Annotated in this window: 25 protein-coding genes; 10 read left to right on the top strand and 15 right to left on the bottom strand. The window is 58.2% G+C overall.

The genetic code is table 11. The features are described from left to right. Positions 1 to 148 precede the first annotated feature (148 nt). The gene (locus ACTHSL_RS08805) at positions 149 to 388 is read right to left on the bottom strand and encodes a Fis family transcriptional regulator (RefSeq protein WP_003769720.1); all 240 of its coding nucleotides are present in this window, start codon (positions 386 to 388) and stop codon (positions 149 to 151) included. Positions 389 to 513: 125 nt separating this feature from the next. Further along, positions 514 to 1536: a tRNA dihydrouridine synthase DusB gene (gene dusB, locus ACTHSL_RS08800; RefSeq protein ID WP_440381109.1), complete on the bottom strand. Its 1023-nt coding sequence runs from the start codon at positions 1534 to 1536 to the stop codon at positions 514 to 516. A 210-nt stretch (positions 1537 to 1746) separates the two neighbouring features. On the opposite strand from dusB, the gene rnhB reads away from it, so the two are divergent. Both rnhB and rlmH read left to right on the top strand, forming a co-directional pair. Next, positions 1747 to 2337 (top strand): ribonuclease HII, encoded by a 591-nt coding sequence (gene rnhB, locus ACTHSL_RS08795; RefSeq protein WP_440381108.1) that lies wholly within the window; start codon positions 1747 to 1749, stop codon positions 2335 to 2337. 39 nt (positions 2338 to 2376) lie between these two features. Continuing rightward, complete coding sequence (rlmH, locus tag ACTHSL_RS08790) at positions 2377 to 2847, top strand: 23S rRNA (pseudouridine(1915)-N(3))-methyltransferase RlmH (protein ID WP_049248865.1); 471 nt, start codon at positions 2377 to 2379, stop codon at positions 2845 to 2847. A 244-nt stretch (positions 2848 to 3091) separates the two neighbouring features. On the opposite strand, the gene yccS is transcribed toward rlmH, so the two are convergent. Next, complete coding sequence (gene yccS / locus ACTHSL_RS08785) at positions 3092 to 5353, bottom strand: YccS family putative transporter (protein ID WP_440381107.1); 2262 nt, start codon at positions 5351 to 5353, stop codon at positions 3092 to 3094. Positions 5354 to 5610: 257 nt separating this feature from the next. Here yccS and pyrB point away from each other — a divergent pair, with 257 nt between their 5' ends. From pyrB to ACTHSL_RS08765, 4 genes are all read left to right on the top strand, one after another. Next, positions 5611 to 6531, top strand: a complete 921-nt coding sequence (gene pyrB / locus ACTHSL_RS08780; protein ID WP_440381106.1) for an aspartate carbamoyltransferase — start codon at positions 5611 to 5613, stop codon at positions 6529 to 6531. A 9-nt stretch (positions 6532 to 6540) separates the two neighbouring features. Next, entirely contained in the window at positions 6541 to 6999 is a 459-nt protein-coding gene (gene pyrI, locus ACTHSL_RS08775; RefSeq protein ID WP_440381105.1) for an aspartate carbamoyltransferase regulatory subunit, read from the top strand. Between the two features lie 119 nt (positions 7000 to 7118). Next, a complete protein-coding gene (orn, locus tag ACTHSL_RS08770) occupies positions 7119 to 7676 on the top strand; it encodes an oligoribonuclease (RefSeq protein WP_070602713.1) in 558 nt (185 codons plus the stop codon). 40 nt (positions 7677 to 7716) lie between these two features. Next, the gene (locus ACTHSL_RS08765) at positions 7717 to 8766 is read left to right on the top strand and encodes a metallophosphoesterase (RefSeq protein WP_440381104.1); all 1050 of its coding nucleotides are present in this window, start codon (positions 7717 to 7719) and stop codon (positions 8764 to 8766) included. Between the two features lie 269 nt (positions 8767 to 9035). Here the strand turns inward: ACTHSL_RS08765 and ACTHSL_RS08760 are convergent, their stop codons facing one another. The 4 genes from ACTHSL_RS08760 to mtrR form a co-directional block, all read right to left on the bottom strand. After that, a complete protein-coding gene (locus ACTHSL_RS08760; RefSeq protein ID WP_440381103.1) occupies positions 9036 to 9932 on the bottom strand; it encodes a tyrosine-type recombinase/integrase in 897 nt (298 codons plus the stop codon). Between the two features lie 63 nt (positions 9933 to 9995). Then, entirely contained in the window at positions 9996 to 11213 is a 1218-nt protein-coding gene (argJ, locus tag ACTHSL_RS08755) for a bifunctional glutamate N-acetyltransferase/amino-acid acetyltransferase ArgJ (protein WP_440381102.1), read from the bottom strand. A gap of 199 nt (positions 11214 to 11412) precedes the next feature. Next, positions 11413 to 12234, bottom strand: a complete 822-nt coding sequence (locus tag ACTHSL_RS08750) for a siderophore-interacting protein (protein WP_440381101.1) — start codon at positions 12232 to 12234, stop codon at positions 11413 to 11415. 171 nt (positions 12235 to 12405) lie between these two features. Next, positions 12406 to 13071: a multidrug efflux system transcriptional repressor MtrR gene (gene mtrR, locus ACTHSL_RS08745; protein ID WP_440381100.1), complete on the bottom strand. Its 666-nt coding sequence runs from the start codon at positions 13069 to 13071 to the stop codon at positions 12406 to 12408. Between the two features lie 184 nt (positions 13072 to 13255). On the opposite strand from mtrR, the gene ACTHSL_RS08740 reads away from it, so the two are divergent. The 4 genes from ACTHSL_RS08740 (at position 13256) to cah (ending at position 20381) form a co-directional block, all read left to right on the top strand. After that, positions 13256 to 14593, top strand: coding sequence for an efflux RND transporter periplasmic adaptor subunit (locus ACTHSL_RS08740; protein WP_440381111.1), 1338 nt, complete (start codon positions 13256 to 13258; stop codon positions 14591 to 14593). Positions 14594 to 14605: 12 nt separating this feature from the next. Next, the gene (locus ACTHSL_RS08735; RefSeq protein ID WP_440381099.1) at positions 14606 to 17782 is read left to right on the top strand and encodes an efflux RND transporter permease subunit; all 3177 of its coding nucleotides are present in this window, start codon (positions 14606 to 14608) and stop codon (positions 17780 to 17782) included. Positions 17783 to 17849: 67 nt separating this feature from the next. Then, positions 17850 to 19292, top strand: coding sequence for an efflux transporter outer membrane subunit (locus ACTHSL_RS08730; RefSeq protein WP_440381098.1), 1443 nt, complete (start codon positions 17850 to 17852; stop codon positions 19290 to 19292). A 330-nt stretch (positions 19293 to 19622) separates the two neighbouring features. Further along, positions 19623 to 20381 (top strand): carbonic anhydrase, encoded by a 759-nt coding sequence (cah, locus tag ACTHSL_RS08725; protein WP_440381097.1) that lies wholly within the window; start codon positions 19623 to 19625, stop codon positions 20379 to 20381. Between the two features lie 101 nt (positions 20382 to 20482). On the opposite strand, the gene ACTHSL_RS08720 is transcribed toward cah, so the two are convergent. From ACTHSL_RS08720 to ACTHSL_RS08685, 8 genes are all read right to left on the bottom strand, one after another. Next, a complete protein-coding gene (locus ACTHSL_RS08720; protein WP_440381096.1) occupies positions 20483 to 20833 on the bottom strand; it encodes a hypothetical protein in 351 nt (116 codons plus the stop codon). Positions 20834 to 21023: 190 nt separating this feature from the next. Beyond that, complete coding sequence (gene murJ, locus ACTHSL_RS08715) at positions 21024 to 22562, bottom strand: murein biosynthesis integral membrane protein MurJ (protein ID WP_440381095.1); 1539 nt, start codon at positions 22560 to 22562, stop codon at positions 21024 to 21026. 165 nt (positions 22563 to 22727) lie between these two features. Continuing rightward, on the bottom strand, positions 22728 to 23207 hold the full coding sequence (locus tag ACTHSL_RS08710) for a hypothetical protein (protein WP_440381094.1): 480 nt from the start codon (positions 23205 to 23207) through the stop codon (positions 22728 to 22730). 73 nt (positions 23208 to 23280) lie between these two features. Beyond that, complete coding sequence (nadD, locus tag ACTHSL_RS08705; RefSeq protein ID WP_440381110.1) at positions 23281 to 23892, bottom strand: nicotinate-nucleotide adenylyltransferase; 612 nt, start codon at positions 23890 to 23892, stop codon at positions 23281 to 23283. Continuing rightward, positions 23889 to 24470, bottom strand: coding sequence for a beta-class carbonic anhydrase (locus ACTHSL_RS08700; RefSeq protein ID WP_440381093.1), 582 nt, complete (start codon positions 24468 to 24470; stop codon positions 23889 to 23891). The genes nadD and ACTHSL_RS08700 overlap by 4 nt, the downstream gene beginning before the upstream one ends. Before the next feature lie 74 nt (positions 24471 to 24544). Further along, positions 24545 to 25045 (bottom strand): 4-hydroxyphenylacetate 3-monooxygenase, reductase component, encoded by a 501-nt coding sequence (hpaC, locus tag ACTHSL_RS08695; protein WP_440381092.1) that lies wholly within the window; start codon positions 25043 to 25045, stop codon positions 24545 to 24547. 113 nt (positions 25046 to 25158) lie between these two features. After that, positions 25159 to 25602, bottom strand: coding sequence for a homoprotocatechuate degradation operon regulator HpaR (hpaR, locus tag ACTHSL_RS08690; protein ID WP_440381091.1), 444 nt, complete (start codon positions 25600 to 25602; stop codon positions 25159 to 25161). Positions 25603 to 25826: 224 nt separating this feature from the next. Continuing rightward, the gene (locus tag ACTHSL_RS08685) at positions 25827 to 26258 is read right to left on the bottom strand and encodes a histidine phosphatase family protein (RefSeq protein ID WP_440381090.1); all 432 of its coding nucleotides are present in this window, start codon (positions 26256 to 26258) and stop codon (positions 25827 to 25829) included. Between the last annotated feature and the right edge of the window lie 143 nt (positions 26259 to 26401).

Here is a 26401-nt window from a genome sequence, read left to right as displayed (position 1 = left end):
AGAAGGTGCTCATGAGAAATCCCCTAAATGTCTTGATGGGAATTTAGGAGATTTTAGGGGGATTTTGCAAAGGTCTCAGGCCGTCTGAAAACTTCCTTCCGTGGGGAAAAGGTTTTCAGACGGCCTCTCATATGCCCTCAGGCGCAGATTAAAGCAAGCCGTGTTCGTGCAGTTTTTTACGCAGCGTGTTGCGGTTGATGCCGAGAACGGCCGAAGCTCTGGATTGGTTGCCGCCGCACTGCGCCATCACGGTTTCCAGCATCGGTTTTTCCACTTGGCGCAACACCATGTCGTAAACGTTGCAGGCGGGTTCGCCGTCCAGCGTGCGGAAGTATTGGTGAAGGTTTTGCTCGATACAGTTGGCAATATCGGGAATTTTGTTGGGCATAGCATAATCTCGATTGGAATTTTTTTATATTTGCCGCCGTTGTATCCGGCAGCCCCGTAAGTGAATCGGTATTGTATGCAAAAAACGCAGTTTGCGATAGTTGTTAAACCGCTTATTTAAAAAATTTACCTTTTATCTTGGTGCGGCGTGGTTTGGGCGCATTCAGACGGCCATTCGCCCTGCTCCTGCCGTTCCAAAAAGGCTGAAACGGCATCGTATTGTGCGGCGGCGGAGTCGAGGGTATTGATGTGTTTGCGGCAGGCTTCGCCGTCGGGAAACGGTGCGAGATACCAGCCTATGTGCTTGCGGGCAATGCGCAGGCCTGCGGTTTCGCCGTAAAAGTCATACATTTCCCGCAGGTGTTCCAACATGGCGGCGGAGGCCGTCTGAAAGGTGACGGGTGCGGACGGGCTGCCGTGCTGCAGGAAATGAGCGATGTCTGCAAACAGCCAGGGCCGGCCTTGCGCGCCGCGCCCGATCATCACGCCGTCCGCCCCCGTCTGCCGTAAAACCTCGGCGGCTTTTTGCGGGGTGGTGATGTCGCCGTTTACCCACAGCGGTATCGAAATGTCGTGTTTGACTTCGCCAATCAGGTCGTAAGAGGCCTGCCCTTTGTACATTTGCTCACGGGTGCGGCCGTGGACGGCAAGTGCGGCGATGCCTGCCTGTTCGGCCATTTTGGCCACCGTGCGGATGTTTTTATTGTTTTCGGCAAAACCGAGGCGGGTTTTCAGCGTGACGGGAACGTCCACCGCCGACACCACCGCGCATAGGATGTCGTCCACCAGTTTTTCGTTTTGCAGCAATGCGCTGCCCGCCAGCACGTTGCAGACTTTTTTTACCGGGCAGCCCATGTTGATGTCGATAATCTGCGCGCCGTTTTCCATATTGTAGCGTGCGGCCTCGGCCATTTGTTGCGGGTCGCTGCCCGCAATCTGCACCGCCCTCAGGCCGTCTTCGCCGTCGAAATCGCCGCGCGACAGGCTTTTTTTGGTGTGGCGCAGCGAAGGGTCGCTGGCCAGCATCTCACTGACGGCGTAACCCGCGCCGAAACGGCGGGCCAGCCGTCGGAACGGTTTGTCGGTAATGCCTGCCATCGGCGCGAGGGCGACGGGCGTGATGATGCTGTAGGGGCCGATGTGGAACATATTGGAAATACGGTGGAAACGGAAAAGGGCGGATTATAGTCAAATATCCGGCAAACCGTCACCGCAGACGGACTGTATCCGCATTCTTACCCAAGCCGGAAAAGGCCGTCTGAAAACAGGGCGGGCAAGGCGGAACGGCGGGAAAAAGTTGAAGCACGCGCGCCGCTGCTTTATGCTTGCGCGTTTTATCAAGACGGGACGGATCAGGCAATGGACGGACGACTGGAAGCGGGTGTGGACGAAGCGGGGCGCGGGCCGTTGGCCGGCAGCGTATTTGCCGCCGCCGTGATTCTTCCGCCCGATTACGATTTGGCCGGTTTGGCCGACTCGAAAAAACTCAGCGAGAAAAAGCGCGACGCGCTGGCGGAAGAAATCCGGCGGCAGTCAGTGGCTTGGTGCGTGGCTTCGGCCGACGTGGCCGAAATTGCCGAGCTGAACATCCTGCACGCCGCAATGCTGGCCATGCGCCGCGCGGTGGAAGGTTTGGCCGTACCGCCGCAGAAAGTATGGATAGACGGCAACCGCGTGCCCGAAGGTTTGGCCGTCGAAGCGGAAGCCGTGGTGAAGGGCGACGACAAAATCGCCGCCATATCCGCCGCATCGATACTGGCCAAAACCGCCCGCGACGCGGAAATGTACGCCTTGGCCGAACGCTATCCGCAATACGGTTTCGAAAAACACAAAGGCTATGGCACGGCGGCGCACCTGGTCGCCCTGAAACAATACGGCGCGCTGCCGGAACATAGGGCGGGTTTCGCCCCCGTGCGCGAATTGCTGGCGCAGGGGCGTTTGTTTGAATAGGCCGTCTGAAAACACGGTTTCGATTGAAAGGGAAACAGCATGAACATCACCGTATTGGCCGTCGGCACGAAAATGCCGCGCTGGGTGGACGAGGCGGTAAACGAATACGCCAAACGCTTCGGCCGCGACATTCAGTATGCCTTGAAGGAAATCAAGCCGGAAAAACGCGGCGCGGGCGTAAATGCCGCGCAGGGCATGGCGGCGGAGGAAAAACGGATTGTGGAGGCCGTGCCGGAGGGCGCGTATCTGGTGGTACTGGACGAACGCGGCAAAGCACCGACTTCGCTCGAATTGGCGGCACATCTGAAAGACTGGCAGTTGCAGGGCGAGCACGTCTGCTTCGTAATCGGCGGGGCGGACGGCATGACCGACGCGCTCAAACAGCGGGCGAAAATGATGCTGCGCCTCTCCAGCCTCACCCTGCCGCACGGCATGGTGCGCGTGCTGCTGACCGAGCAGCTTTACCGCGCGGTGTCGATTCTGAACCACCATCCGTATCACCGCGAATAGGCGGGAAGATGTCAAAGGCCGTCTGAAAAAAACGTTACGCCGTTTTCAGACGGCCTCAAAGGGATAGGGAGGCCGTCTGAAACTAGGTTGGTTTTTCAGACGGCCTTTCTGCCGATGGCAACAATCTGCCGGGGTGAATCAATTTACGCCCTGCGCCTGCCGTTTCTGCGGCATTTGGATTTGATCGCACTGCCGATTATGTGCCGCAGGCGGATGGTTTCGCGCTGTCGTTATGCGCGTTGGCTCAAGGGTTTTCCGGTTCGGCCTTCGGCGTTTCTTGCGGTGCGGTTTGCCGACCGTCTTCGGTGTCTGCGCTGTGCTCAAGGGTTTGGCCGCTTGGGTTGCCGCTGTTGTTTCCGGTCGCAGCTGTGGCGGCCGATGGGCCGTGCAGGGCGGAATGGGCGGGTTCGAGCAGGGCGGCGGTGGCGGAAAGCTGCTGCCACAGCAGGCTGTTTTGTTCGCGGCCGTCGTGCGGGTGCAGCTGTTCCAGTTCGGCCTGTACGTCGGCGAGACGGGCTTGGAAGTCGGTTTTGCCCAGTTCCGGCACGGCTTCGAGCAGGTCGCAGAGGTGGTAGGCGGCGGGGAAGTATTGCTGCAGGAAGGGTTGGTGTTCGTCGTCGCGGCGGATGGTGGAGCGGTATGCGCCGAGGGCGGAGATGTAGCCGATGAGGGAATAGTTGATTTTCAGCAGTTGGAAGCCGTCTGAAAGGCGGCTGCCGTATTTGGACGGTTCGCCCGACATGTCGGACAGTGTGCTGGAGAGGGCGGCGGCGCGTTCGTGGCTCAGGCGGCGCGCGCTGCGGTAGGCGACGTCTTCGCCGCCGCCGCTTTTCAGGCTGTCGAGGATGCCGCGCAGGTAGCCCGCGTCGGCGGCGATGGCGGCTGCGCCGGTTTTGCCCAGTTGCAGGTAGTGCCAGTCGGGCCAGATGTAGGACACTGCCGCCCAGGCGAGCAGGCAGCCGACGACGGTGTCGGCCATGCGCATCGGCAGGGCTTGGGCGATGTCGAAGCCGGCGATGGAAAAGCCGGTGAGGGCTTGGATGGTGATGAAGAAGGTGGAGTAGCTGTATTTGTTGGCGCGGAAGAGGAAAAATAATGCCACGCCGGCGGTCAATACCATCAGTTTGGCTTCAAGCGACTGGGTGAAGTAGGGCAGGAGTGAGCCGACGAGTACGCCCGCCAGTGTGCCGGCGATGCGTTGTTTCAGACGGCTTTGGGTGGCGGAGTGGTTGGGTTGGCAGACGAATACGGCGGTCAGCAGTATCCAATAGCCGAAGTTCAGTTGCAGGGTTTCCACTACGAGGCCGCAGAAGAGCACCAGTATCGCCATGCGGACGGCGTGGCGGAAGGTGGGGGCTTCGGGGGTGAGCTGGCGGCGGATGCTTTTGAAGGCGTCTTTCAGTTTGGCCGAATCGTGGTGGGCGATGCGCAGGTCGCCGCCTTGTTCTTCGGTCAGGCCGCTTTCGAGGTGGGAGAGCTGGTAGTTGATGCTTTGCAGGTTGGCGGCCAGCCGTTGCAGTTGCGGCAGTTCGGCCGCGTCGCGGTGGAGTTCGGCATAATGTGCCACCGACTGCCTCAGGCCTTTGCGCGCCCGTGCCAGACGCGGGTCGTCTTCATAAACCCGGCCGTTTTTCAGGCTGTCGGCGATGTCGCGGCAGGCCTGTGCCTGTAATTCCATCAGGCGCAGGAAGCGGAAAATCAGGTCGCTGTTTTTCAGTTTGTCCGCCATGGCGCGGTAGTGTATGTGGCTGGAACTGGCGCGTTCGTGGATGTCTTGGGCGGCGAAGTAATAACGCAGCATACGGGTGGTGCGCGGATGGCGGTGCTGGCCGCGTATGCGGTAGAACAGCGCGCTGCGGCAGAGGTTGAAAGTGTCGATGACGCGGCTGTTTTTCATGGCCAGGTCGATTTGACGCTGCTCCAGGCCGTCTGTTTCGTCGGGGTCGAAAAAAACGGCTTTGGCATCGAGATACGCACCCAGTGCGGAATAGGCTTCGGCCACGGCTTCCTGCACCGGGCGGTGCGGCAGCAGGATGTGCAGCAGCAGGGTAACCGCGTTGTAAAGCGACGCGCCGCACAAAATCATCAGCGGATTGACGTACCAGGCGGCCGGATGGGCGGGGTTGTAGGTCAGCGTGGTGTACACCGCCACCGCCAGCGTGCCGAAGGAGATGGTGCGGTAGCGCAGGCCGACCGCGCCGATCATGGTGAAAACGAAGGCCAGCAGGGCCATCACCGCCAGAAACACCCCGGGCCGCCCCAGCGCGGCCTGCACCGCCAGCGAGGACACGGCAAAGGCCGCCAGCGACACCGCCGTATTTTTCAGACGGCCTGACAATACGTTGTCCAAATCGACCAGGCCGCCCGCAATCACGCCCAGCACCAACGGAATCGTAACCGATTCCAGGCGGAAGCGGTAAACCAGATAGGCGATGATGCCGGTACTCACCAGCGACGGCAGCATGGCAATCAGTTTGGCATTGACGGGCGGGGTTTTGAATTTCATTTTGCGGGCAGGGACACAGTCTGGGAAAACGGCATTTTACACATTTTCAGACGGCCCCAGCCTGAAAATCCCAACCCCGAAAAGGCAAATATGCGATAATCGCCCCGTCCTACCGATTAGAGGCAACACATGGCCCGCCCCGCATTTTCCACCCGCCCTTTCCGGGCCGCATGCCGCGGCGCATCCGTCATTGTCTGCCGTTGTTTCGCAAAACCCCGCCTTCGCGGGGTTTTTGCCGAATGAAGAAAGGAAACCGAATGCCCAACCCGCTTTACCGACAACACGTCATTTCCATTTCCGACCTGACCACCGAACAGCTCGAACTGCTGCTTCAGACGGCCTTGAAGCTGAAAGAGCACCCGCGCGACGACCTGCTCGAAGGCAAACTCATCGGCTCATGTTTTTTCGAACCCTCCACCCGCACGCGCCTGTCGTTTGAAACCGCCGTACAACGCTTGGGCGGCAAAGTCATCGGCTTTGCCGACGGCGCGAACACCAGCGCGAAAAAAGGCGAAACCCTCGCCGACACCGCCCGCATCATCTCCAGCTACACCGACGCCATCATCCAACGCCACCCCAAAGACGGCGCCGCGCGCGTGTCCGCCGAGTTTTCCAAAGTCCCCGTCATCAACGCCGGCGACGGCACCAACCAACACCCCAGCCAAACCCTGCTCGACCTCGTGACCATCTACGAAACCCAAGGTCGTCTGAACAAGCTCAAAATCGCCATGGCGGGCGACCTCAAATACGGCCGCACCGTCCATTCCCTCTGCCAAGCCCTCAAACGCTGGGACTGCGAATTTGCCTTCGTCTCCCCGCCCAGCCTCGCCATGCCCGAATACATCACCGAAGAACTCGAAGCCGCAGGCTGCCGCTACCAAATCCTGCCCGACCTCGAAACCGCCGTCGAATGGGCGGACATCCTGTACATGACCCGCGTCCAACGCGAACGCTTCGACGAACAAGAGTTCGCCAAAATCCAAGGCAAATTCAACCTCAACGCCGCCATGCTCGCCAACGCACGCCCCAACCTGCGCGTGCTGCACCCCCTGCCGCGCGTTGACGAAATCCACCCCGACGTCGATGCCACGCCGCACGCCTACTATTTCGAGCAGGCGACCAACGGCGTTTACGCCCGCATGGCGATTTTATCGCTGGTGTTGAACGAAGAAGTGTAAGGAGCAAATATGGAAACCCCTAAACTCAGCGTCGAAGCCATCGAAAAAGGCACCGTCATCGACCACATCCCTGCCGGGCTGGGATTGACCATCCTGCGCCAGTTCAAACTGCTGCATTACGGCAGCGCCGTAACCGTCGGCTTCAACCTGCCGAGCAAAACCCAAGGCAGCAAAGACATCATCAAAATTTCCGGCGTGGCGTTCGACGATGAAGCCGCCAACCGCCTCGCCCTCTTCGCGCCCGAAGCCACCGTCAATACCATCGCCGATTTCAAAGTGGTGGCCAAACGCCGCCTGACCCTGCCCGACGAAATCGCCGAAGTGTTCCGCTGCCCCAATGCCAACTGCGCCAGCCACGGCGAACCGGTGAAAAGCCGCTTTTCCATCCGCGGCCAAGGCAGCCAGACCAAGCTCAAATGCCATTACTGCGAAAAAACCTTCCCGCGCGAATTCGTATTGGATGCCTGATGCGGATAGGCCGTCTGAAAAACAGGTTCCGACATTGCCGAAGCCCGTTTCAGACGGCCTTTCCAAATCGGGCATATCCTTTATAATCCGCCGCTTTCCCATTCAAAAGGCCGTCTGAAATGACTCAAAACGCAAGCAACCTCTGCTGGCTCGATATGGAAATGACCGGGCTTGACCCCGAACGCGAACGCATCATCGAAGTCGCCATGATTATCACCGACTCCGATTTGAACGTCTTGGCGCAGTCCGAAGTTTATGTCGTCCACCAAAGTGACGAACTGCTCGACGGCATGGACGCCTGGAACACCGCCACCCACGGTCGAACGGGGCTGACGCAGCGCGTGCGCGAATCGCGGCTGTCCGAAGCCGAAGTTGAGCAGAAACTGCTCGACTTTATCGCGCAATGGATTCCCGAAAAAGCCACGCCGATGTGCGGCAATTCCATCCATCAAGACCGCCGCTTCATGGTCAAATACATGCCGCGCCTCGAAGCGTATTTCCACTACCGCAATCTGGACGTGTCCACCCTGAAAGAACTCGCCAAACGTTGGAATCCGCCCGTTGCCAAAGGCGTGGTGAAACGCGGCTCGCATCAGGCTTTGGACGATATTCTCGAAAGCATCGAGGAAATGCGTTACTACCGCGAAAACTTCTTGAAACTGCCTGAGGTCGTCTGAAAACACCGACGGCACACTTTTCAGACGACCTTTCACCATCATGTCCTATCAATACCGCCAATCCCTGCCCGATACGCCGCTGGACATCGTCGGCGACGTTCACGGCGAATTTGCCGCCTTTCAATCGCTGCTGCACCGGCTCGGCTACCGCGACGACGGTTTCCATCCGCACGAGCGGCGGCTGGTGTTCGTCGGCGATTTGTGCGACCGCGGCCCCGACAGCCCCGCGATGCTGGCGTGGTTCAAACAGGCTTACGAACACGGATGGGCATGGATGGTTTTGGGCAACCACGAATTGAACATTCTTGCCGACGACCCGAAAGACGGTTCCGGCTGGTTTTTTGATGTCCGCGCCGAAAAAGACGCCCATTACGCGCCGTGGCATTGCGTGGAAGAAAAAGAGAAAACCGAATTGCGCGCATGGCTGGCCGAACAGCCCCTGCTGATAGAGCGCGAAGACCTGCGCATCGTCCACGCCGCCTGGCTGCCGCCGCAAATCGAACGCCTCGAAGAAGCAAAGGGCGAAAGCCTGACCGCGCAATACCGCCGCTTCGATGCCGAGTTGAAACACCGCCTTCAGACGGCCTCTTGGTATCCCGACTACCTCTACGAACAGGCGCATTATGTCCCGCAGGCGGAAAATCCCGACCATGCGCCGCCGCCCATGCCCGCCACGGCGCGATACGAACTCGAACGCAGCCGCCTGCATCCGATACGCGCCCTCACCAGCGGCGTGGAGCGTTTGGCGGACGAGCCGTTTTACGCCGGCGGACGTTGGCGCGGTACGACCCGTTGCGCGTGGTGGGACGACTACTGTGACGATACGCCCGTCGTTATCGGCCATTATTGGCGCAGTTGGCAGCCGTCTCCCGCTACCGTTGCCGCCGAACGGCTGTTGCTGCCGCCGCAGCCGGATGTCTGGCACGGGGCGCGGCGCAACGTGTTCTGCGTCGATTTCTCGATTGGCGCAAGCTGGCGGGCAAGGAAATTCCCGCAGAAATACCGTCCCGAACAGTTCAGGCTGGCGGCGTTGCGCTGGCCGGAGAAGGTGTTGGTGTTTGAGAACGGCGAATGCGCGGCGACGCGTTAGATGCGGATACGGACAGATAAAAGGCCGTCTGAAAAAACGTTTTGAGGTTTTTCAGACGGCCTTTTCCCGTTGCGGGTACGGCGGGGCTTTTTTTCCGGCGAAACCGGAAGCCTGCGGTTATCCGCGTGCGGGGGAAGCGGCGGCATCGGAATTTTTTGCTTTTGAATGAGGCGTGAACGGCATTGCGCGCTTTGTTTGAATGGAAAAGTTGGTTTTCAGAATGTTGGGGCCGTCTGAACAGGCGGTGCGGGCGGGGGCAGCAGACGGGTTTATCCGCCGTCTTTCTTCCGTTTCGCCCTTGGATGGGCGCGGTCGTACACTTGCGCTAGGCGGTCGAAATCGAGTTTGGTGTAAATCTGGGTGGCGGACAGGTTGCTGTGGCCGAGCAGCTCCTGTATGGCGCGGATGTCGCCGGAGGATTGCAGCAGATGGCTGGCGTAGCTGTGGCGCATCATGTGCGGGCTGAGGTGTTGCGGGCTGCCGTTTTTTACCGCCCAGTCGCGCAGGCGGTTTTGGATTTGGCGGATGCCCAGCCGTTTGCCCGTGTGGCCGGTGAACAGGGCGGTTTCGCCGCTTTGCGCGATGCGTTGCGGCAGGTAGGCGCGCAGGGCGGAAACGCTGCGGCTGCCCAGCGGCACTTGGCGGTGTTTGCCGCCTTTGCCGCGCACTTCCACCCAGCCTTCGTCGAGCAGGATGTCGTCCGTATTCAGGCCGTGCACTTCAGCCACGCGCAGGCCGCTGCCGTAGAGCAGTTCGAATATGGCCAAATCGCGCACGTCGAGGCCGTTTTCTGCGGGCGCGTGGTCGAGCAGGCGGTTGAGCGGTTCGGCATCCACGGCTTTCGGCAGCCGTTCGGGGGCTTTCGGTGCTTTCAGGCGGACTGTCGGGTCGGCGTCGAGCAGCTTTTGCCGCATGAGGAAGGCGCAGTATTGCCGCCAGGCGGAAAGTTTGCGGGCAAGGCTGCGTTCGGATTGGTTTTGTTGCGACAGTTTTTTCAGGACGGCGACGAAGTCGTTGCGGCCGACGGATTGGCCGTGTTCGGGCAGCAGGTTGAAGAGCTGGGTCAAATCGCGGCGGTAGGCGGCCAGCGTGTGCTCGGATTTGCCCTGCCTTTGCAGTTCGGCAAGGTAGGGGTCGAGGTGGTGCGGCAGTTCGTCCGGCGTCATCGGGTTTCCTGACAGGGTGGGGAAGAGGCCGTCTGAAAGCCGGTTTCAGACGGCCTTTGCGGTTTACGAACGGTAGTCGGCGTTGATGGAAACGTATTCGTGCGAGAGGTCGCAGGTGTAGACGGTGGCCTGTTCGCGGCCGCGTTGCAGGTCGATGCGGACGGTGATTTCGTTTTCGTTCATGACGGCCTGACCCTGTTCTTCGGTGTAGCCGGCGGCGCGGCCGCCTTTTTCCGCCACCAATACGCCGTTGAGCCACATTTTCAGGGTGTTGCAGTCCAAATCGACGCCGGAACAGCCGACGGCGGCCAGCAGGCGGCCGAGGTTGGGGTCGGAGGCGAAGAAGGCGGTTTTGACCAGGGGGGAGCGGGCGACGGCATAGGCGGCCCGGCGTGCTTCGTCGCGGCTTTCGGCGTTGCAGACTTCGATGGTAATGAATTTGGTCGCGCCTTCGCCGTCGCGGACGATGGCTTGGGCGAGTTCGAGGGCGAGGCCGCAGAGCAGGTCTTTGAGCTGTTTGTAGCGCGGGTCGGCGATGTTGTCGATTTCGCTTTGGCCGTTTTTGCCGGTGGCGATGATGACGAAGCTGTCGTTGGTGCTGGTGTCGCCGTCCACGGTGATGCTGTTGAAGGTGTCGTCGGCGATTTCCTGCGTCATCAGCTGGAGGACGGGTTGGGAAACTTTGGCATCGGTGGCGATGAAGCCGAGCATGGTCGCCATGTTGGGATGAATCATGCCGGAGCCTTTGGCGATGCCGGTGGCGCGGACGGTGTGTTTTTCGCCGACTTTGCCTTCGCGCGATGCGGATTTGGGGACGGTGTCGGTGGTCATGATGGCGCGCGCCGCATCCGCCCAGCCGGCCGGGCGCAGTTTGGGCAGGGCGGCAATAATTTTGTCGGCGGGCAGGGGTTCGAGGATGACGCCGGTGGAGAAGGGGAGGACTTGGGTCAGGGCGCAGCCTGCCTGTTCGGCCGCCGCTTCGCAGACGGCCATGGCGAGGTCGTGGCCTTCTTCGCCCGTTCCCGCGTTGGCGTTGCCGGTGTTGATGACGAGGGCGCGTACGCCGTCTGCATCGAACAGGTGTTGTTTGCAGATGCGCACGGGTGCGGCGCAGAAGCGGTTTTGGGTAAACACCGCGCCGACTGTGCTGCCGTCGGAGAGCAGCATCAGTGAGAGGTCGTCGTGTTGCGGTTTTTTGATGCCCGCCTGTCCGACGAAGAGGCGGATGCCGTCGATGGCTTGGAGTTGGCCGGCGGGGGTTTCCCGGTAATTGACTGCCATGATTTTTTTCCTTTGTATCGTTGGGATGGGCGTTGGCGGAAGGGGAACCGCTTCCGCTGCTTGTCCGATTCTACCGCTTCGGCGGGCGGGCTTTCAACCATGTCCGGAACGGGGAAGAGGCTGGTGCGGTACGGGCTTTCATGCGGCGGGCCGCGTAGTGGTTGTCGGCCGTTATGATAGGGGTTTGTGCGGGAAAAGGCTATTGCTGCGGGTTTTCCGCATCGCCGTCAACGAAGGCGTGCCGTTTTTGGTGGTAGGCTTCTTCGGCCTCGCCCTGCCGCCAATAGGGGACGGCATAGCAGCGGGCAGGCGGCAGTTTCCAAGTTTGGCGGGCAATGGGGCGCAGCGCGGCCACCAGTTCGGCTTCGGCGGCAAACCAGACGTAGCAGTCGGCGTTTTCCGGTTCGGCCTGTCCGACGGCTTCGACGATGGCGGCATTTTGCTCGAATCCGCCGATAAAGGTGCGGACGGTGATGCCGGGCGGGTGTCGGAAGTCGTCCGGCAGGTCGGCGGGGTCGGGCAGCAGCAGGAATACCTGCCCGCGTGCTTCAGACGGCATTTGTTCGAGCATAGCGGCGATGGCGGGCAGGGCGGTCAGGTCGCCTGCCAGCAGGTAGTATGCAGCCGGTTTCAGGATGCTGCCGCGTTTGGGGGCGGTGATGCCGACTGTTTGGCCGGGCAGGGCGCGGGCGGCGAAGGCGGCGGCCGGGCCGTTGTCGCCGTGGAGGACGAAATCGACTTCCAGCAGGCATTTGCCGGCATCGAAGCGGCGGACGGTGTAGGTGCGGCTGTAAGGTTTGGCCGACGGGTCGCGCCATTTCGGACGGCCGTTTTCAAAGCCTTCGGGCATTTGCGGCTCGGCCTGCCCGCTTCGGGGCAGCAACAGTTTGAACGGTACGCCGTTGCTTTCGCAGGGGTAGTCGGCCAGTTCGGGGCCGGAAAAGGTGATGCGGCACATGTTTTTGCCCAGCATCCTGCGGTTTTGCACTTGAATCAGGCGGGGTCTGTCGGGGTGTGTCATCAGGTTGTCCTCGTTTCAGGTTACGGTTTGCGGGAGGGTGTTTCAGCGGGGAAAGGGATTTGGCTTGGGTCGGTTGCGGGGTCTGCTTCTAATGGAAACCTGGGTTTGGCTGCGTGCAAACCTGCGGTGTTTGTTTTCATTCCGTTGAAACTGTGTTTCAGACGGCCTTTTTCAGACGGCCTCTGCGGTTTTTTCGGCGTACTTCGCGCTGTTCGGCTTGGGCAGGCGCAGGGTCGGGCTGTGTTGCAGGGTGTAGATGGCGGTGTCGATAATCGGCGGGACGACGGCTTCCAAATCCAGGTCGTCTTCGTGCAGCCACATTTCCATCAGGCCGCAGATGGTGGCGCGCAGGTAGGTGATGGCCAGGTCGATGTGGAGGTCGCCGGGCAGTTCGTTGCGGGCGGTGCAGCGGAGGACGATTTCGCGCAGCTGCTCTTCCCACAGGGCAATGTATTTTTTCTGTACGGCCATGATGGCTTTGTTTTCTTCCGTATATTCGCATTTCAAATGGGTGATGACGAAGAGTTTGTAGTGCAGCTCGTCGTGTTTGATGTGGGCGAAGATGCTGTTCAGCAGTTGTTTCAGGCCTTGTTTGTCGGCTTTTTTGAGGCCGTCTGAAAATGTGGTGCTGAAGTCTTCGAAGGTTTGCCGGAACAGTTCTTCAAACAGTTCTTCCTTGTTTTTGAAATGCCAGTAAAGCGCGCCGCGCGTTACACCTGCATTGCGGGCGATGGCTTGAAGCGGGGTTTTCGCCACGCCATGGAGGAAAAAGGTGTCGAGGGCGGACTGCAACAGCTGCTCGCGGGTTTTTTGGGCTTCGGCCTTGGTTTTTCTCATGGTTTGTGAAACGGAATAAGTAAAAAAATTCCGCGCATTATAAGATTCAATTTACTTACATTCAGCATTGTATGTATAATGCGCGGCTTCAAGTTGTCATAAAAAGAGCGGATTAGGCCGTCTGAACATTCAGACGGCCTGATTTGGTGCAGGTTTGAACAGAATTTATACAGGAAACGATATGATGCAGAAATTTTCCGCGCACACGGCAAGGTTGGCTGTTTTGGCTGCTGCCACCGCTTTGGCTTTGGCCGCCTGCGGCGGCAAAGACGGCGGTCAGGCGGCTGCGGGGCAAAAACAGGGCGGCGCGCAACAAAAGCAGGCTCCCTCGCCCGTGGTCGAAGTGGTTACCGTAGAGCCGCAGGATGTGGCCTTGAGCGTCGAACTGCCCGGCCGTCTGGAGGCCGTGCGTTCCGCCGACGTGCGCCCGCAGGTGGGCGGTATCGTTAAACGCCGCCTGTTCCAAGAGGGCAGTTATGTGCGCGAAGGCCAGCCGCTGTATCAGCTGGAAGACGCGACTTATGTCGCCTCGCTGGAAAGTGCGCGCGCCCAACTGGCTTCGGCCGAAGCGACGCTTGCCAAAGCCAATGCCGACCTGGCACGCTACCGCCCGCTGGTAGAAGCCGATGCCATCAGCAAGCAGGAATATGATGCCGCCGTTACCGGAAAACGTTCTGCCGAAGCCGGTGTGAAAGCAGCCAGGGCGGCCATCAAGTCGGCGCAAATCAATGTGAACTATTCCCGCATCACCGCGCCGATTTCCGGCTTTATCGGCCAGTCTAATGTTTCCGAAGGCGCACTGGTCGGCGCAAGCGATGCCACGGCGATGGCCAACATCAAACAAACCGATCCGATGTATGCCAACGTAACCCAATCGGCCAATGAAATCATGAAGCTGCGCCAGCAGATTGCAGACGGCCGTCTGAAAGCCGTCGACGGCCGTATCGAAGTGGACATCAAACTGGAAGACGGCACGGTTTATCCGCAAAAAGGCTTTTTGATGTTTGCCGATACCACCGTCAGCGAAACCACGGGGCAGGTGAAACTGCGCGTGGTCGTGCCCAATCCGCAAAACGTCTTGTTGCCCAACCTTTACATCCGCGCCGTGATGTCGCAGTCTGTCGTGCCGAACGCCTATGTCGTGCCGCAGCAGGCGGTAACGCGCGGACAGCAGGACACCGTACTCGTGGTGAACGCGAAAAACGAAATGGAGCCGCGCCCGGTAACCGTGGCGGCGCAGCAGGGTAATAACTGGGTGATTACTTCCGGCCTGAATGCGGGAGACAAGGTTGTTGTCGCCGGTACCACCATTGCCGGCATGATGGCTGCGCAGACCGGCGTGAAAACGGTTACGACGAAAGAATGGACGCCGCCTGCCGAAGCCGCCACTACCCCTGCCGCACCTCAGTCCGCCGCCGCTTCCGCCCCCCAGTCTTCCGCCTCCGAGCCGAAAACCGACGTTCAGACGGCCTCAGAGGTCAAACCCGAAGCCAAATCCGCTTCCGAAGCCAAATCCAAATAAGGAACAGCGCATATGGCTAAGTTTTTTATCGACCGCCCCATTTTCGCGTGGGTAATCGCGATATTTATCATACTGGCGGGCGTCATCGGCATCCGTTCGCTGCCGGTGTCGCAATATCCGTCGGTGGGCGCGCCCACCATCACACTGACTGCCGTCTATCCCGGCGCGTCGGCACAAGTGATGGAAGACAGCGTGCTGTCCGTCATCGAACGGAACATGAACGGCGTGGAAGGTTTGGACTACATGACCACCAACGCCACATCCAGCGGCGGCGGCACGGTCAGCCTGACCTTTACACCGGAAACCGACGAGAGTTTTGCCCAAGTCGAGGTGCAGAACAAACTGTCGGAAGTAACCGCGATGCTGCCCGCTACCGTGCAGCAAAACGGTGTAACCGTGTCTAAATCGCGCTCCAACTTCCTGATGGTGTTGATGATGTCGTCCGACACCATCGGTACGGAAGAAATCGCCGACTATGTGGAGCGTAATATCAAGCCCGAAATCCAACGCATCGACGGCGTCGGCGAAGCCCGCCTGTTCGGTTCGCAACGTGCGATGCGGGTTTGGGTGGATCCGAAAAAGCTGCAGAACTACAACCTCTCCATGGCTGAAGTTTCGTCTGCCATCTCGGCACAAAACGCCCAAATCTCCGCCGGTTCGCTCGGCGACCTGCCGAATGTGCCCGGACAGACCATTACCGCCACCATCACGGCGGAAGGCCAGCTGAAAACGGCTGAGGAATTCGGCAACATCATCGTCCGTGCAAACACTGACGGTTCCAACGTCTATCTGAAAGACGTGGCGCGTGTCGAATTGGGCAGCCAGGAATATGCCACTTCCACCCGACTGAACGGCAAGCCGGCCGTCGGTATGGCCGTCATGCTGTCCAACAAGGGTAACGCGATGGCCACTGCCGCCGCCGTGCGCGAACGGATGGACGAATTGCAGAAATTCTTCCCCGGCGACATGAAGTGGGATGCACCTTACGACAGCTCGAAATTCGTTTCCATCTCGATTAAAAAAGTGGTGCAGACGCTGGCCGAGGCAATTTTGCTGGTGTTTGTCGTGATGTTCCTCTTCCTGCAAAACATCCGCTATACCCTGATTCCGACCATTGTCGTACCGATTTCGCTGCTGGGCGCGTTTGCCTGCCTGCAATATCTCGGTATGTCGATTAACGTGCTGACCATGTTCGCCATGGTGCTGGTGATCGGTATCGTCGTGGACGATGCGATTGTGGTGGTGGAAAACGTGGAAAGGATTATGAGCGAGGAAGGGCTGCCGCCGAAAGAGGCGACGAAAAAAGCCATGTCGCAGATTTCCGGCGCGGTTATCGGTATCACCGCCGTGTTGATTTCCGTGTTTGTGCCGCTGCTGTTCTTTACAGGCGCGAGCGGCAAGATTTATACCCAGTTCGCCGCCACCATGGCGATAGCGATTACCTTCTCGGCTTTCTTCGCCCTGTCGCTGACCCCCGCCTTGTGCGCCACCCTGCTCAAACCGATTCCGAAAGGGCATCATGAAGAGAAAAAAGGCTTCTTCGGCTGGTTTAACCGCACTTTCAGCAAAGGCACGCACAAATACGAAAGCGTCGTGGCTAAAGTGTTGAAGCACGCGGTGCCGATGCTGGTGGTGTATGCGGCATTGGGCGGCGTGGCCGGGCTGCTGTACAAAAACATCCCGGATTCCTTCCTGCCGCAGGAAGACCAAGGCAGCCTGATGATGATGGTCCAGCTTCCGGCCGGTGCGACCAAAGAGCGTACCGATGCGACTTTGGCCACTGCCAACGCAATCATCACCAAAATGCCGGAAGTGGAAAGCTTCCTCGGCGTGTCCGGCTTCAGCTTTGCCGGTTCGGGTCAGAACATGGGTTTCGGCTTCATTACGCTGAAAGACTGGTCCGAAAGGACTGACCCTGCCAGCAGCGCGGCTGCCGTGTCCGGTAAACTCACCGGCGCGATGATGGGCAGCATTAAAGACGGTTTCGGTATTGCCATCAATCCGCCTGCCATCATGGAATTGGGTACCAGTTCGGGTTTTGAATTCTATCTGCAAGACCGTAACAACAGCGGCCATGCCGCATTACTGGCCAAGCGCAACGAACTGATTGCCAAAATGCGCCAAAACCCGATGTTCGACAGTGCAAACATCCGCGCCTCCGGTTTGGAAGACGCACCGCAGCTCAAGCTGGAAATCGACCGTCAGGCCGCAGCGGCTCAAGGTATTGATTTCTCGTCCATACGCAGCGTTTTGGGAACGGCATTGAGTTCTTCGTATATCAACGATTTCCCGAATAACGGCCGCCTACAGCGTGTAATCGTCCAAGCCGACGCACAGTCGCGTATGCAGCCGGAAGACATCCTCGCGCTGACCGTGCCGAACAAATCGGGCGTTGCTGTGCCGCTGTCCACCATCGCTACCGCGAAATGGGAAAACGGCATGGAGCAGAGTGTGCGCTTCAACGGCTATCCGGCCATGAAACTGGAAGGTGCGACCGCCAACGGCTACTCCACCGGACAGGCAATGGCCGAAGTGAAAAGGTTGGTGGATGAACTCGAAGGCGGCTACAGCTTGGAATGGGGTGGGCAGTCGCGTGAAGAAGCCAAAGGCAGCTCACAAACCTATCTGGTTTACGGCTTGGCGATTTTGGCCGTCTTCCTCGTGTTGGCCGCACTGTATGAAAGCTGGTCGATTCCGCTCTCCGTGATTTTGGTCGTGCCGCTGGGCTTCCTCGGCGTGGTGCTGGGCATCACAGGCCGCAACGGCTTCCTCGCCCTGTTCGGCGTGCCGCCGCAATATTTGGACGATATCTATTTCCGAGTCGGCCTGATTACTGTGATTGGTTTGATCGCGAAAAACGCCATTCTGATTATCGAATTTGCCAAAGACCTGCAAGAGCAGGGCATGGATGCGGTGAAATCGGCACTTCAGGCGGCGCATCTGCGTTTCCGTCCGATTATCATGACTTCCTTCGCCTTTATTTTGGGCGTGGTACCGCTGTTCTTCGCTTCGGGCGCAAGCTCGGCCAGCCAGCGCGCCATCGGTACTTCCGTATTGTCGGGCATGTTGGTCGGCACCATCCTGTCGGTCTTCCTCGTGCCGCTGTTCTATGTGGTAATACGCAAGCTGTTCAAAGGCAAGCAGCCGCAACAACCGCAACAGCCTGCCCTGCCAATGCACGGCGAATAAACCACCGGCTTTTCAGACGGCCTCCGAACGCATAGGGAGGCCGTCTGAAAAACAACAAGGACCAAACATGAAACAAAATTTTTTCAAACCCCTTTTGAGTGCGGCCGCCGTTGCCGCCGCATTGTCCGGCTGCACCATGATTCCGAAATACGAACAGCCGCAGGTCGCGGTGTCGGAAACGTTCAAATACGATAAGGCGCAAAACAGCATTCAGGCGGCCTCATTGGGCTGGCAGGATTATTTTGCCGACCCGCGCCTGCACCGCCTGATTGAAATCGCGCTGGAACGCAATACCGACCTGCGTACCGCCGCGCTCAACGCCGAAGCACTGCGCGAGCAATACCGCATCACGCGCGCCAACCTCTTCCCGACGCTGGCGGCTAACGGCAACGGGGCGCGCCAGCGTACCGCAGCCGACCTTGCGGGAGGCCGTGCCGCCATCACCGAATCGTACAGCGTCGGCCTCGGCGTATCGGCATACGAACTCGACCTCTTCGGCAAAGCGCGCAGCAACAACCGTGCCGCGTTGGAAAGCTACTTCAACAGCACCGCCGCCCGCGATGCCGTCCACCTGACCATTGTCGCTTCCGTGGCCAAAGCCTATTTCAACGAACGCTACGCCGAAGAAGCAATGAAACTGGCGCAAAACGTTTTGAAAACCCGCGAGCAAACCTACCGCCTGAGCCAGTTGAAACACAAAGCGGGAGTGATTTCCGCCGTTGATTTGCGCCAACAGGAGGCCTTGATTGCCTCCGCACAGGCCGATTACGAAACGGCCGTGAAAAACCGCGAGCAGGCGCGCAACGCCTTGTCCGTGCTGATTAACCAACCCCTTCCGGACGATTTGCCGGCAGGATTGCCGCTGTCGCGTCAGTTTAAAGTCAGCCGCCTGCCCGCAGGCCTGACATCCGACGTGTTGCTCAACCGCCCCGACATCCGCGCCGCCGAACACTCGCTGAAACAGGCCAATGCCAATATCGGTGCCGCCCGCGCCGCATTCTTCCCGAGCATCACCCTCACAGGCAGCGTCGGATCGGCTTCCAACGAATTGAACAACCTGTTCAAATCCGGCAACGGCACTTGGGCGTTCGCACCTTCAATCAATATTCCGATTTTCACTTGGGGCGCGTTGAAAGCCAGCCTTGATGCGGCGAAAATCCGTCAGCAGATTCAGGTTGTGAACTATGAAGCGGCGGTACAAAGTGCGTTCAGGGACGTGGCCGACGCATTGGTGGCACGCGAGCAGCTGGAAAAAGCCCATGCCGCCAAAGCCAAACAGAGCAAGGCTTACGCCGACCAACTGCGCCTGATTCAACTGCGCTACAAGCACGGCGTTTCCAGCGCGCTCGACCTGCTCGATGCCGAACGCAGCAGCTATGCCGCCGACAGCGCGCTGTTGGCCAGCAGTCTGACGCGGCTGGAAAACATGGCCGACCTCTACAAAGCACTCGGCGGCGGTTTGAAACGCTTCGGCAACGATACGGGGGAAGCGGCGGAAGAGGCCGTCTGAAACGCGGTTGCTGCAAAGCGGGAGCAAGGCTCCCGTTATGATTGGGCCGTCTGAAAAACAGTTTTGCCAAACGGCAAACGGATTTTTCAGACGGCCTTTTTATGTTTGCTGGGCCGCAGGCGGAAGATTATGGTAAGTGTGTTAAATCGGGATCAAGAAAGTAGGGATTGGCGGGGAAATGAATTCGCTTTAACTTCATTACACTAATGGTTTGAAGGATGGGGAAACTTGACCGAACCATTTGATATAGCTATCTTCTAATAAAAAATAAAAATATTTACATACGCACCGCAACGCTTTTTTCCACTCCTTAACAGAAAGGATATTGCAATGCCTTGCTTCCCCCGTAATTTACCGCGTCTGACCTCCATCCTCCTGTCGGCCTGTACCGCTTTCTTCGCCGCCGCACACGGCGACCATACCCATTGGGGCTATACTGGACACGACTCTCCCGAAAGCTGGGGCAATCTGTCTGAAGAGTTCCGTTTGTGTTCTACAGGCAAAAACCAATCTCCGGTAAACATTACCGAAACCGTTTCCGGCAAACTGCCCGCCATCAAAGTCAATTACAAACCGAGTACGGTTGACGTGGAAAACAACGGCCATACCATCCAAGTCAATTATCCCGAAGGCGGCAACACCCTGACCGTGAACGGCCGCACCTACACCTTGAAACAGTTCCACTTCCACGTGCCGAGCGAAAACCAAATCAAAGGCCGTACTTTCCCGATGGAAGCCCACTTCGTCCACTTAGACGAAAACAAACAGCCTTTGGTGTTGGCCGTGCTGTATGAGGCCGGCAAAACCAACGACCGACTGTCTTCCATCTGGAACGTCATGCCGATGACCGCAGGAAAAGTGAAGCTCGACCAACCGTTCGACGCATCCACCCTGCTGCCGAAACGGTTGAAATACTACCGCTTTGCCGGTTCGCTGACCACGCCGCCGTGCACAGAGGGTGTATCATGGTTGGTGTTGAAAACTTATGATCACATCGACCAGGCGCAAGCGGAAAAATTCACCCGCGCCGTCGGTTCGGAAAACAACCGCCCCGTACAGCCGCTGAATGCACGGGTAGTCATCGAATAAGCGGTAACGCCGAAAATTAAAAAGGCCGTCTGAAAACCGGAAAAAGGGTTTTCAGACGGCCTTTTTGTATTGGAAAGCCGGAGGATTTGCTTGTGGGTTGATTAGCGGTCGCGCCGTTTTTCTTCGGCATGTTCCTTGATGGAGGCGCACATGCCGGCGGTGTTGCCGCCGTTCATCAGCATCGCCGGTTTGCCATTGATGGTGTAGCCGCCGCTGCCGTTGTCGGCGATGACGGTTTTGCCGTCGTCCAGTTGCAGGCTGTTTGGCGTTTCCTGCCAGCCGCCGTTTTTGACGTCGTTTTGGACGACCATACAATAGCTGCCGTCGGTCAGGATGCCGATAAGCTGCGAACCCATGGTCATGTAAACGCCGGGAGGCGGGGTTTGTGCGAAGGCCTGTGCCGACAGCATCAAGGCGGTGGCGGCGGTTAGAAATCGGAGGGCGGTTTTCATCAAAAATCCTTTTCGGTACGGCTCCCGCAGGACGGGATTTTTATCGCCGCCTGTGTGGCACTGCGGTTTGAAAGTCGGAGGAAGCCTGATTATCCGTGCCTCCGAGGCCGTCTGAAAGCGGCTGAACGGTTTTTTACTTTGTTTGAAACACGTTTGCGCCGCGCGGGATATTTTCAGACGGCCTTCCGGTTTAAACCTCCGAACGTTTGAAGTCGCGCGGGCGGAAGCCCAAAAGGGCGAGCGAGGTGAAGTACAGCGTGATGCCCAGAAGCACCAGCCAGCCCAGTTGCAAAGCCTTCTGCCAGCCGCGGATGTCCGTCCACTGCATGGGCATGAAGGATTGCGCCGCCCACAGGCCGAAGCACATGACGGCCAGCGCGATGGCGAGTTTGGTCAGGAAACGCCGCCAGCCCGCGTCGGGTTGGTAGAGGCCTTTCAGTCGGAGCAGCGTGAGCAGCAGCGCGGCGTTCAGGCATGCGCCCAGTCCGACCGACAGCGACAGGCCGACGTGTTTCAGCGGTACGATGAAGGCGATGTTCATCAGTTGGGTCACAATCAGTGAGAATACGGCCACTTTGACCGGCGTTTTGATGTTTTGCTGGGCGTAGAAGGCGGGTGCAAGCACTTTAATCATAATTTGGCCGACCACGCAGAAGGAGCAGGCAATCAGCGCGTTTTTCGTCATCACTGCGTCGTTCAGGGTGAAGCCCTTGTTCATGAACATGGTGGCAATCAGCGGGAAGGAGAGCATGGACAGCCCCAGCGCGGCGGGCGCGGCCAGCAGGCAGCACAGGCGCAGTCCCCAGTCGAGCAGCTTGGAGAATTCGCGCGGGTTGCGGCCGCCGGCGTGTTTCGACAGCGTGGGCAGCAGTATCGTGCCGAGCGCGACGCCGAGTACGCCGGTGGGCAGTTCGGTCATGCGGTCGGCGTAATACATCCATGTGATGCTGCCGCTTTGCAGGTAGGACGCGAAGATGGTGTTGATGACCAGCGAAATCTGCGTCACGCTGGCGGCGAATACGGCAGGCATCATTTGTTTGATGACGCGGTTTACCGCCGAATTTTTAAAGTCCAGCTTGGGCAGGTTGAGAAATCCTTGTTTGGCCAGCCAGGGCAGTTGGAATACGAGCTGCAACACGCCGCCGACAAACACCGCCCACGCCAGCGCGGTAATCGGCGGGTCGAAGTAGGGCACGAGGAACAGGGCGAAACCGATGAACGACAGGTTCAGCAGTACCGGCGTGAAGGCGGGGATTTGGAACTTGTGGTAGGTGTTGAGTATCGAGCCGACAAACGACGACAGAGAAATCAACAGGATATAGGGGAACATTATCCGCAGCAGGTCGGCGGAGAGTGCGAGCTTGTCGGGCTTGTTGGCAAAACCTGTCGCCGTGGCATGAATAATCCACGGTGCGGCCAACACGCCGATTGCGGTTACAACGGTGAGCACGAAGGTCAGCATTCCCGCGATGTGGCGGACGAATTCGCGCGTGGCTTCGGGCGATTTGGTTTGCTTGTATTCCGCCAGTATCGGCACGAAGGCTTGGGCGAACGCGCCTTCGGCAAAGATGCGCCGTAGCAGGTTGGGCAGTTTGAAGGCGGTGAAAAAGGCATCGGTCGCATCGCCCGCACCGAATACCCGCGCGATAATCATGTCGCGGACAAAGCCGAGTATGCGCGATAGCATGGTCATGCTGCCGACTTTGCCGAGCAGGGAGAGTAGGTTCATGGTTTGGATGCCGCAAAAGCCGTTTCAGACGGCCTCCAGCGGGAAAGCGGATAAAGGAGCGAAGTATAAACCAAGGCCGTCTAAAAACGAACATGGCGGATGAGCTTCTTAGAAACGAAATTCGCTGCGTTCGTTTTAGTTCCGCAGAAACCCACTGCGTTCGTTTTAGCTTCGCAGAAACTCACTACGTTCGTTTTCAGACGGCCTTTCTTTCGGCAACAGGCAAGAGAAGGCAAAAGCCGCTATTGTGCCCGCAAGGGTGGTGCCCGAGAGTGGAATGCCGACAATATCGGCATTCAGTATCCCGAACAATAAGCCGCATACGCTGCCAATAAAGGTCATGGTTACAACGCCTTGCGGATTGCGGTGTAGTTTGAGGGCGGCGGTAAGCACGGCGGTTACGGATGCGGGGAGGCAGCCGAAAGGCCACGATGCGATGGTGATGCCGATGAACAGACTGAAATCGAAATACGTCGCGCGCGGCAGGAAGGCGGCCAGGCCGCCAAGAGAAGGGGCAAGCAAAAAACACAGCCACATCAAAATGACATAGCGTTCTTTGTTGTTGCTGTTTTTGTTGGCCAGGGAGACGGTCATGCCGGAGAGAAGAGCGAGGCTGAGCAGCGGCGACAGGATGAGATATACCATGTGATTGACTAGGGGTCGGCAAATGAGGCCGTCTGAAACGAGCGTTGCGGGTTTCAGACGGCCTCGGTTGTTTTTATTCGGCGTAGAGTTTGTGTTTGCGGATATAGTGCCAAACGTTTCCGTCCAGCATTTCCGCCGCATCTAAGCCGTTTTTCAGACGGCCTCTGATGTCGCTGGAGCTGATGTCGAGCAGCGGGGCTTGGAGCAGGTGCAGCGAACCGTTTTGCAGTGCTTCGCCCAGCCAGCCGTGCAGTTCGCGCGGGGCTTGTGCGAGGCTGCCGCCGTTTCGGTTGGCAACGGCGATGTTGGTTTGGCGGACCAGTGTCTGCCATTTTTTCCAGGTGTGCAGTTTGAGCAGGCTGTCCATGCCCAGCAGCCACCACAGTTCGGCCGTGGGAAATTGCTGGCGGAAAATCTGTACGGTGTCGAAGGTGTAGGTGGCACCGCCGCGCACGATGTCGCAGTCGCTGACGGCAAAGCGGGGGTCGGCCGCCGCAGCCAGTTCGGTCATGGCCAGGCGGTGTTCGGCAGGGGTTTGCGCGCCGTCTTTGTGGTAGGGGTCGCCTGCAGGGAGGAAGATGACGCTGTCGAGTTTGAGTTCGTCGGCGAATGCGCGGGCGATGCGGGTGTGCCCTTTGTGTATCGGGTCGAAGGTGCCGCCAAAAAGGCCGATGCGCGTACTCATGCCGGGTTCACCGTACATTCGGCTTTGCCGTCCACAATGAGGGTGAGTTTGCCTGTGGTGGGGTGGATGACGAGGCCGTGCACGGGGATGTAGTCGGGCATCAGGGGATGGCGGCGTATCATGCCGACGGTGTGGCGCACGCTGTCTTCCACGTCGGTAAAGCCGGTGAGCCAGTTGTCAAGGTCGATGCCGGCGTTGCGCAGAGTGTCGATGCGGTCCTCGGATATGCCGAATTCGCCGGTTTTATTCAAAAATGCGTCGGGATTCATGCCGCGCATGCCGCAGTCGTAGTGGGCGATGACCATGATTTCGGTTACCCGCAGTTCGAATACGGCTATCAGCAGGCTGCGCATTACTGAGCCCCATGGGTGGGTTACCAGTGCGCCGGCGTTTTTGATCAGTTTAGCATCGCCGTTTTTCAGCCCGAGGGCGCGCGGCAGCAGTTCGGACAGGCGGGTGTCCATGCAGGAAAGGATGGCGAGGCCGCGTTCGGGATATTTGTTGCTGAAGAATTGGGCGTATTCACCGGACTCGACGAAGTTTCGGTTGTAGTCGAGTATTTCGTTTAATGTGTCCATCAGTATTCCTTTATCGTGGTACGTTTGGTTGTCCGAGTGTTTTCAGACGGCCTTTGATGTCGGTATGACAGCCGTCAGGCCAGGCTGCCGAAACGCCGTCTGAAATAAACCAGTGCCGGGCCGTGGGTGGTTTTGCCGTCGTGGACGGCGATTTCGTCGATTTCCACCATGAATACCCAGTGGGTGCCGATTTCGCTTTGTGTGGTGAGGGTGCCGTGCAGGTGTGCCAGCGCGCCTTCTACTTGAAGCTGGCCGTTGCGCCCCCTGTGCCAGATGTGGTATTCGAAACGTTCTTCGGGCGAGAGTTTGGTCATGCCGGCGAAATGTTCGGCCACGTCTTGCTGTCCGGCAGCGAGCACGTTGATGCAGACGGCGCGGTTTTCCAATAAAACGGGCACGATGGCTGATTGGCGGTTGATGCACAGCATGACGGTGGGCGGTTCGTCGGTAACGGCGGTAACGGCGGTCATGGTGATGCCGTAGCGTCCGGCCGTGCCGTCAGTGGTGATGACGTGTACGCCAGAGGCGCAGGCGGCCATGGCGTCGCGAAAGGGGAGTTGGAGGGTGTGCGGCATAAGTTTTGTCGGATTACGGTATCGTGCGGGTGTTTCAGACGGCCGGACGTAAAGACGCGGCAGGCGGGTATTCTACCCGACACTGCCGCTTCGGTGTGGTTTTGTCCGGCCTGTTATTCGGCTTCGGACTCCCGTTGTTTCAATGTGCTTAATTCATGAAGCAATTCGAGCAGTTTGTCCATTTTTTCGCGTGTCATTTTGTTTTCGATGTCGTCATAGCAGGCATCGATTGCCGAACAGGTTTTTTCGTACATGTCCGCGCCTTCGTCGGTCAGCTTCAAAAAAACCCTGCGTTGGTCGTTGGATGGTTTCATCCGCACCAGCAGGCGTGCTTTTTCCAGCCGTGTCAAAATGCCGGTCAGGCTGGGGCGCAGTATGCAGGCCTGATCTGCCAAATCCTGAAAATCCAAAGTGCCGTTTTCCGCCAACAGGCGGATGATGCGCCACTGTTGGTCGGTAATGCCCGCCTCGTTCAAAACGGGGCGAAAGTAGGATGAAAGGGCATCGCGCGCCTGCAGCAGGCTGATGTTGATCGAACGGTGTTTAGAAATACCCATAAAAATTTCCTTCGCAAAGGGAAAACAGTCATTTGTTATGAATTAAATGGTATGTGTTTTAATCAAAAGCTGCAAGCAAAAATTCACTTCGCATAACTATTTTCCGTTATTTTTACTTTTTCTTTGCAATCGGAAGTAGAACGGGAACTTTTATTGATGGTTTTAAAGGGATGGAAAATAATTTTTAAACATACAATTATAATCGAATTCCTAGTATAACCTACTTATTCTGCCTCCCCGATGCTTTCGATGCGCCAGAGGCCGTCTGAAAGAATCAGGCGCGATACCGAAACATTGGGTACGCTGCGGTATTCGATTGCTTTGGGGTCTATGCTTTTCAAAATCGCCGTAATCGTCATGCCGTGCGACACTGCCAATACGCGGCGGCAGCCCGCACTTTCACGGGCGATTTGTTCAAGGGCCCGTCTGGTGCGGGCGGTAAATCGTTCCTCGTTTTCCGCCAAAGCCAGAGGATCGACTGCCGCCACGGATTCAGCCAGCAAATGCCGATCCGCACGGCGGAAGGCCGTCTGAAAAGCTGCCGCATCGGGAAAACCGTTTTGTTTGGCCAGCTTTTGGTGCAGCACATGGGTAAACTCGCCTTCAAAGCCGCCGAAGCAATATTCGCGCAAATCGGGTAGTTGCCGGACAGCCAAGCCGCCTTGCCCTGCCTGTTGCAATATCAGGCCGAGACCTTTGCAAAATTTCTTTTCCTCCAACAACCGAAACCCAAACACAGGTTTTCGGCCGTTTTCGCCCCTAATTGCTCCTAATTTTACCCAAATACCCCCTTAATTCT

Source organism: Neisseria sp. P0008.S010 (assembly GCF_051962715.1).
Taxonomy (GTDB): domain Bacteria; phylum Pseudomonadota; class Gammaproteobacteria; order Burkholderiales; family Neisseriaceae; genus Neisseria; species Neisseria elongata.
The sequence above is the reverse complement of the archived record's forward strand: the minus strand, read 5'-3'. Positions and strand labels throughout refer to the sequence as shown.

Excerpts from the sequence above, each read along its gene's own strand:
- ACTHSL_RS08750 (WP_440381101.1), bottom strand. The coding sequence starts at position 12,234 with ATGACACACCCCGACAGACCCCGCCTGATTCAAGTGCAAAACCGCAGG.
- cah (WP_440381097.1), top strand. The coding sequence starts at position 19,623 with ATGCCTTGCTTCCCCCGTAATTTACCGCGTCTGACCTCCATCCTCCTG.
- nadD (WP_440381110.1), bottom strand. The coding sequence starts at position 23,892 with ATGAGTACGCGCATCGGCCTTTTTGGCGGCACCTTCGACCCGATACAC.
- ACTHSL_RS08730 (WP_440381098.1), top strand. The coding sequence starts at position 17,850 with ATGAAACAAAATTTTTTCAAACCCCTTTTGAGTGCGGCCGCCGTTGCC.
- hpaC (WP_440381092.1), bottom strand. The coding sequence starts at position 25,045 with ATGCCGCACACCCTCCAACTCCCCTTTCGCGACGCCATGGCCGCCTGC.
- pyrI (WP_440381105.1), top strand. The coding sequence starts at position 6,541 with ATGGAAACCCCTAAACTCAGCGTCGAAGCCATCGAAAAAGGCACCGTC.
- ACTHSL_RS08735 (WP_440381099.1), top strand. The coding sequence starts at position 14,606 with ATGGCTAAGTTTTTTATCGACCGCCCCATTTTCGCGTGGGTAATCGCG.
- rnhB (WP_440381108.1), top strand. The coding sequence starts at position 1,747 with ATGGACGGACGACTGGAAGCGGGTGTGGACGAAGCGGGGCGCGGGCCG.
- ACTHSL_RS08710 (WP_440381094.1), bottom strand. The coding sequence starts at position 23,207 with ATGGTATATCTCATCCTGTCGCCGCTGCTCAGCCTCGCTCTTCTCTCC.
- mtrR (WP_440381100.1), bottom strand. The coding sequence starts at position 13,071 with ATGAGAAAAACCAAGGCCGAAGCCCAAAAAACCCGCGAGCAGCTGTTG.
- yccS (WP_440381107.1), bottom strand. The coding sequence starts at position 5,353 with ATGAAATTCAAAACCCCGCCCGTCAATGCCAAACTGATTGCCATGCTG.
- hpaR (WP_440381091.1), bottom strand. The coding sequence starts at position 25,602 with ATGGGTATTTCTAAACACCGTTCGATCAACATCAGCCTGCTGCAGGCG.
- ACTHSL_RS08805 (WP_003769720.1), bottom strand. The coding sequence starts at position 388 with ATGCCCAACAAAATTCCCGATATTGCCAACTGTATCGAGCAAAACCTT.
- ACTHSL_RS08720 (WP_440381096.1), bottom strand. The coding sequence starts at position 20,833 with ATGAAAACCGCCCTCCGATTTCTAACCGCCGCCACCGCCTTGATGCTG.
- orn (WP_070602713.1), top strand. The coding sequence starts at position 7,119 with ATGACTCAAAACGCAAGCAACCTCTGCTGGCTCGATATGGAAATGACC.
- rlmH (WP_049248865.1), top strand. The coding sequence starts at position 2,377 with ATGAACATCACCGTATTGGCCGTCGGCACGAAAATGCCGCGCTGGGTG.
- ACTHSL_RS08700 (WP_440381093.1), bottom strand. The coding sequence starts at position 24,470 with ATGGACACATTAAACGAAATACTCGACTACAACCGAAACTTCGTCGAG.
- pyrB (WP_440381106.1), top strand. The coding sequence starts at position 5,611 with ATGCCCAACCCGCTTTACCGACAACACGTCATTTCCATTTCCGACCTG.
- dusB (WP_440381109.1), bottom strand. The coding sequence starts at position 1,536 with ATGTTCCACATCGGCCCCTACAGCATCATCACGCCCGTCGCCCTCGCG.
- ACTHSL_RS08765 (WP_440381104.1), top strand. The coding sequence starts at position 7,717 with ATGTCCTATCAATACCGCCAATCCCTGCCCGATACGCCGCTGGACATC.
- ACTHSL_RS08760 (WP_440381103.1), bottom strand. The coding sequence starts at position 9,932 with ATGACGCCGGACGAACTGCCGCACCACCTCGACCCCTACCTTGCCGAA.
- murJ (WP_440381095.1), bottom strand. The coding sequence starts at position 22,562 with ATGAACCTACTCTCCCTGCTCGGCAAAGTCGGCAGCATGACCATGCTA.
- ACTHSL_RS08740 (WP_440381111.1), top strand. The coding sequence starts at position 13,256 with ATGCAGAAATTTTCCGCGCACACGGCAAGGTTGGCTGTTTTGGCTGCT.
- argJ (WP_440381102.1), bottom strand. The coding sequence starts at position 11,213 with ATGGCAGTCAATTACCGGGAAACCCCCGCCGGCCAACTCCAAGCCATC.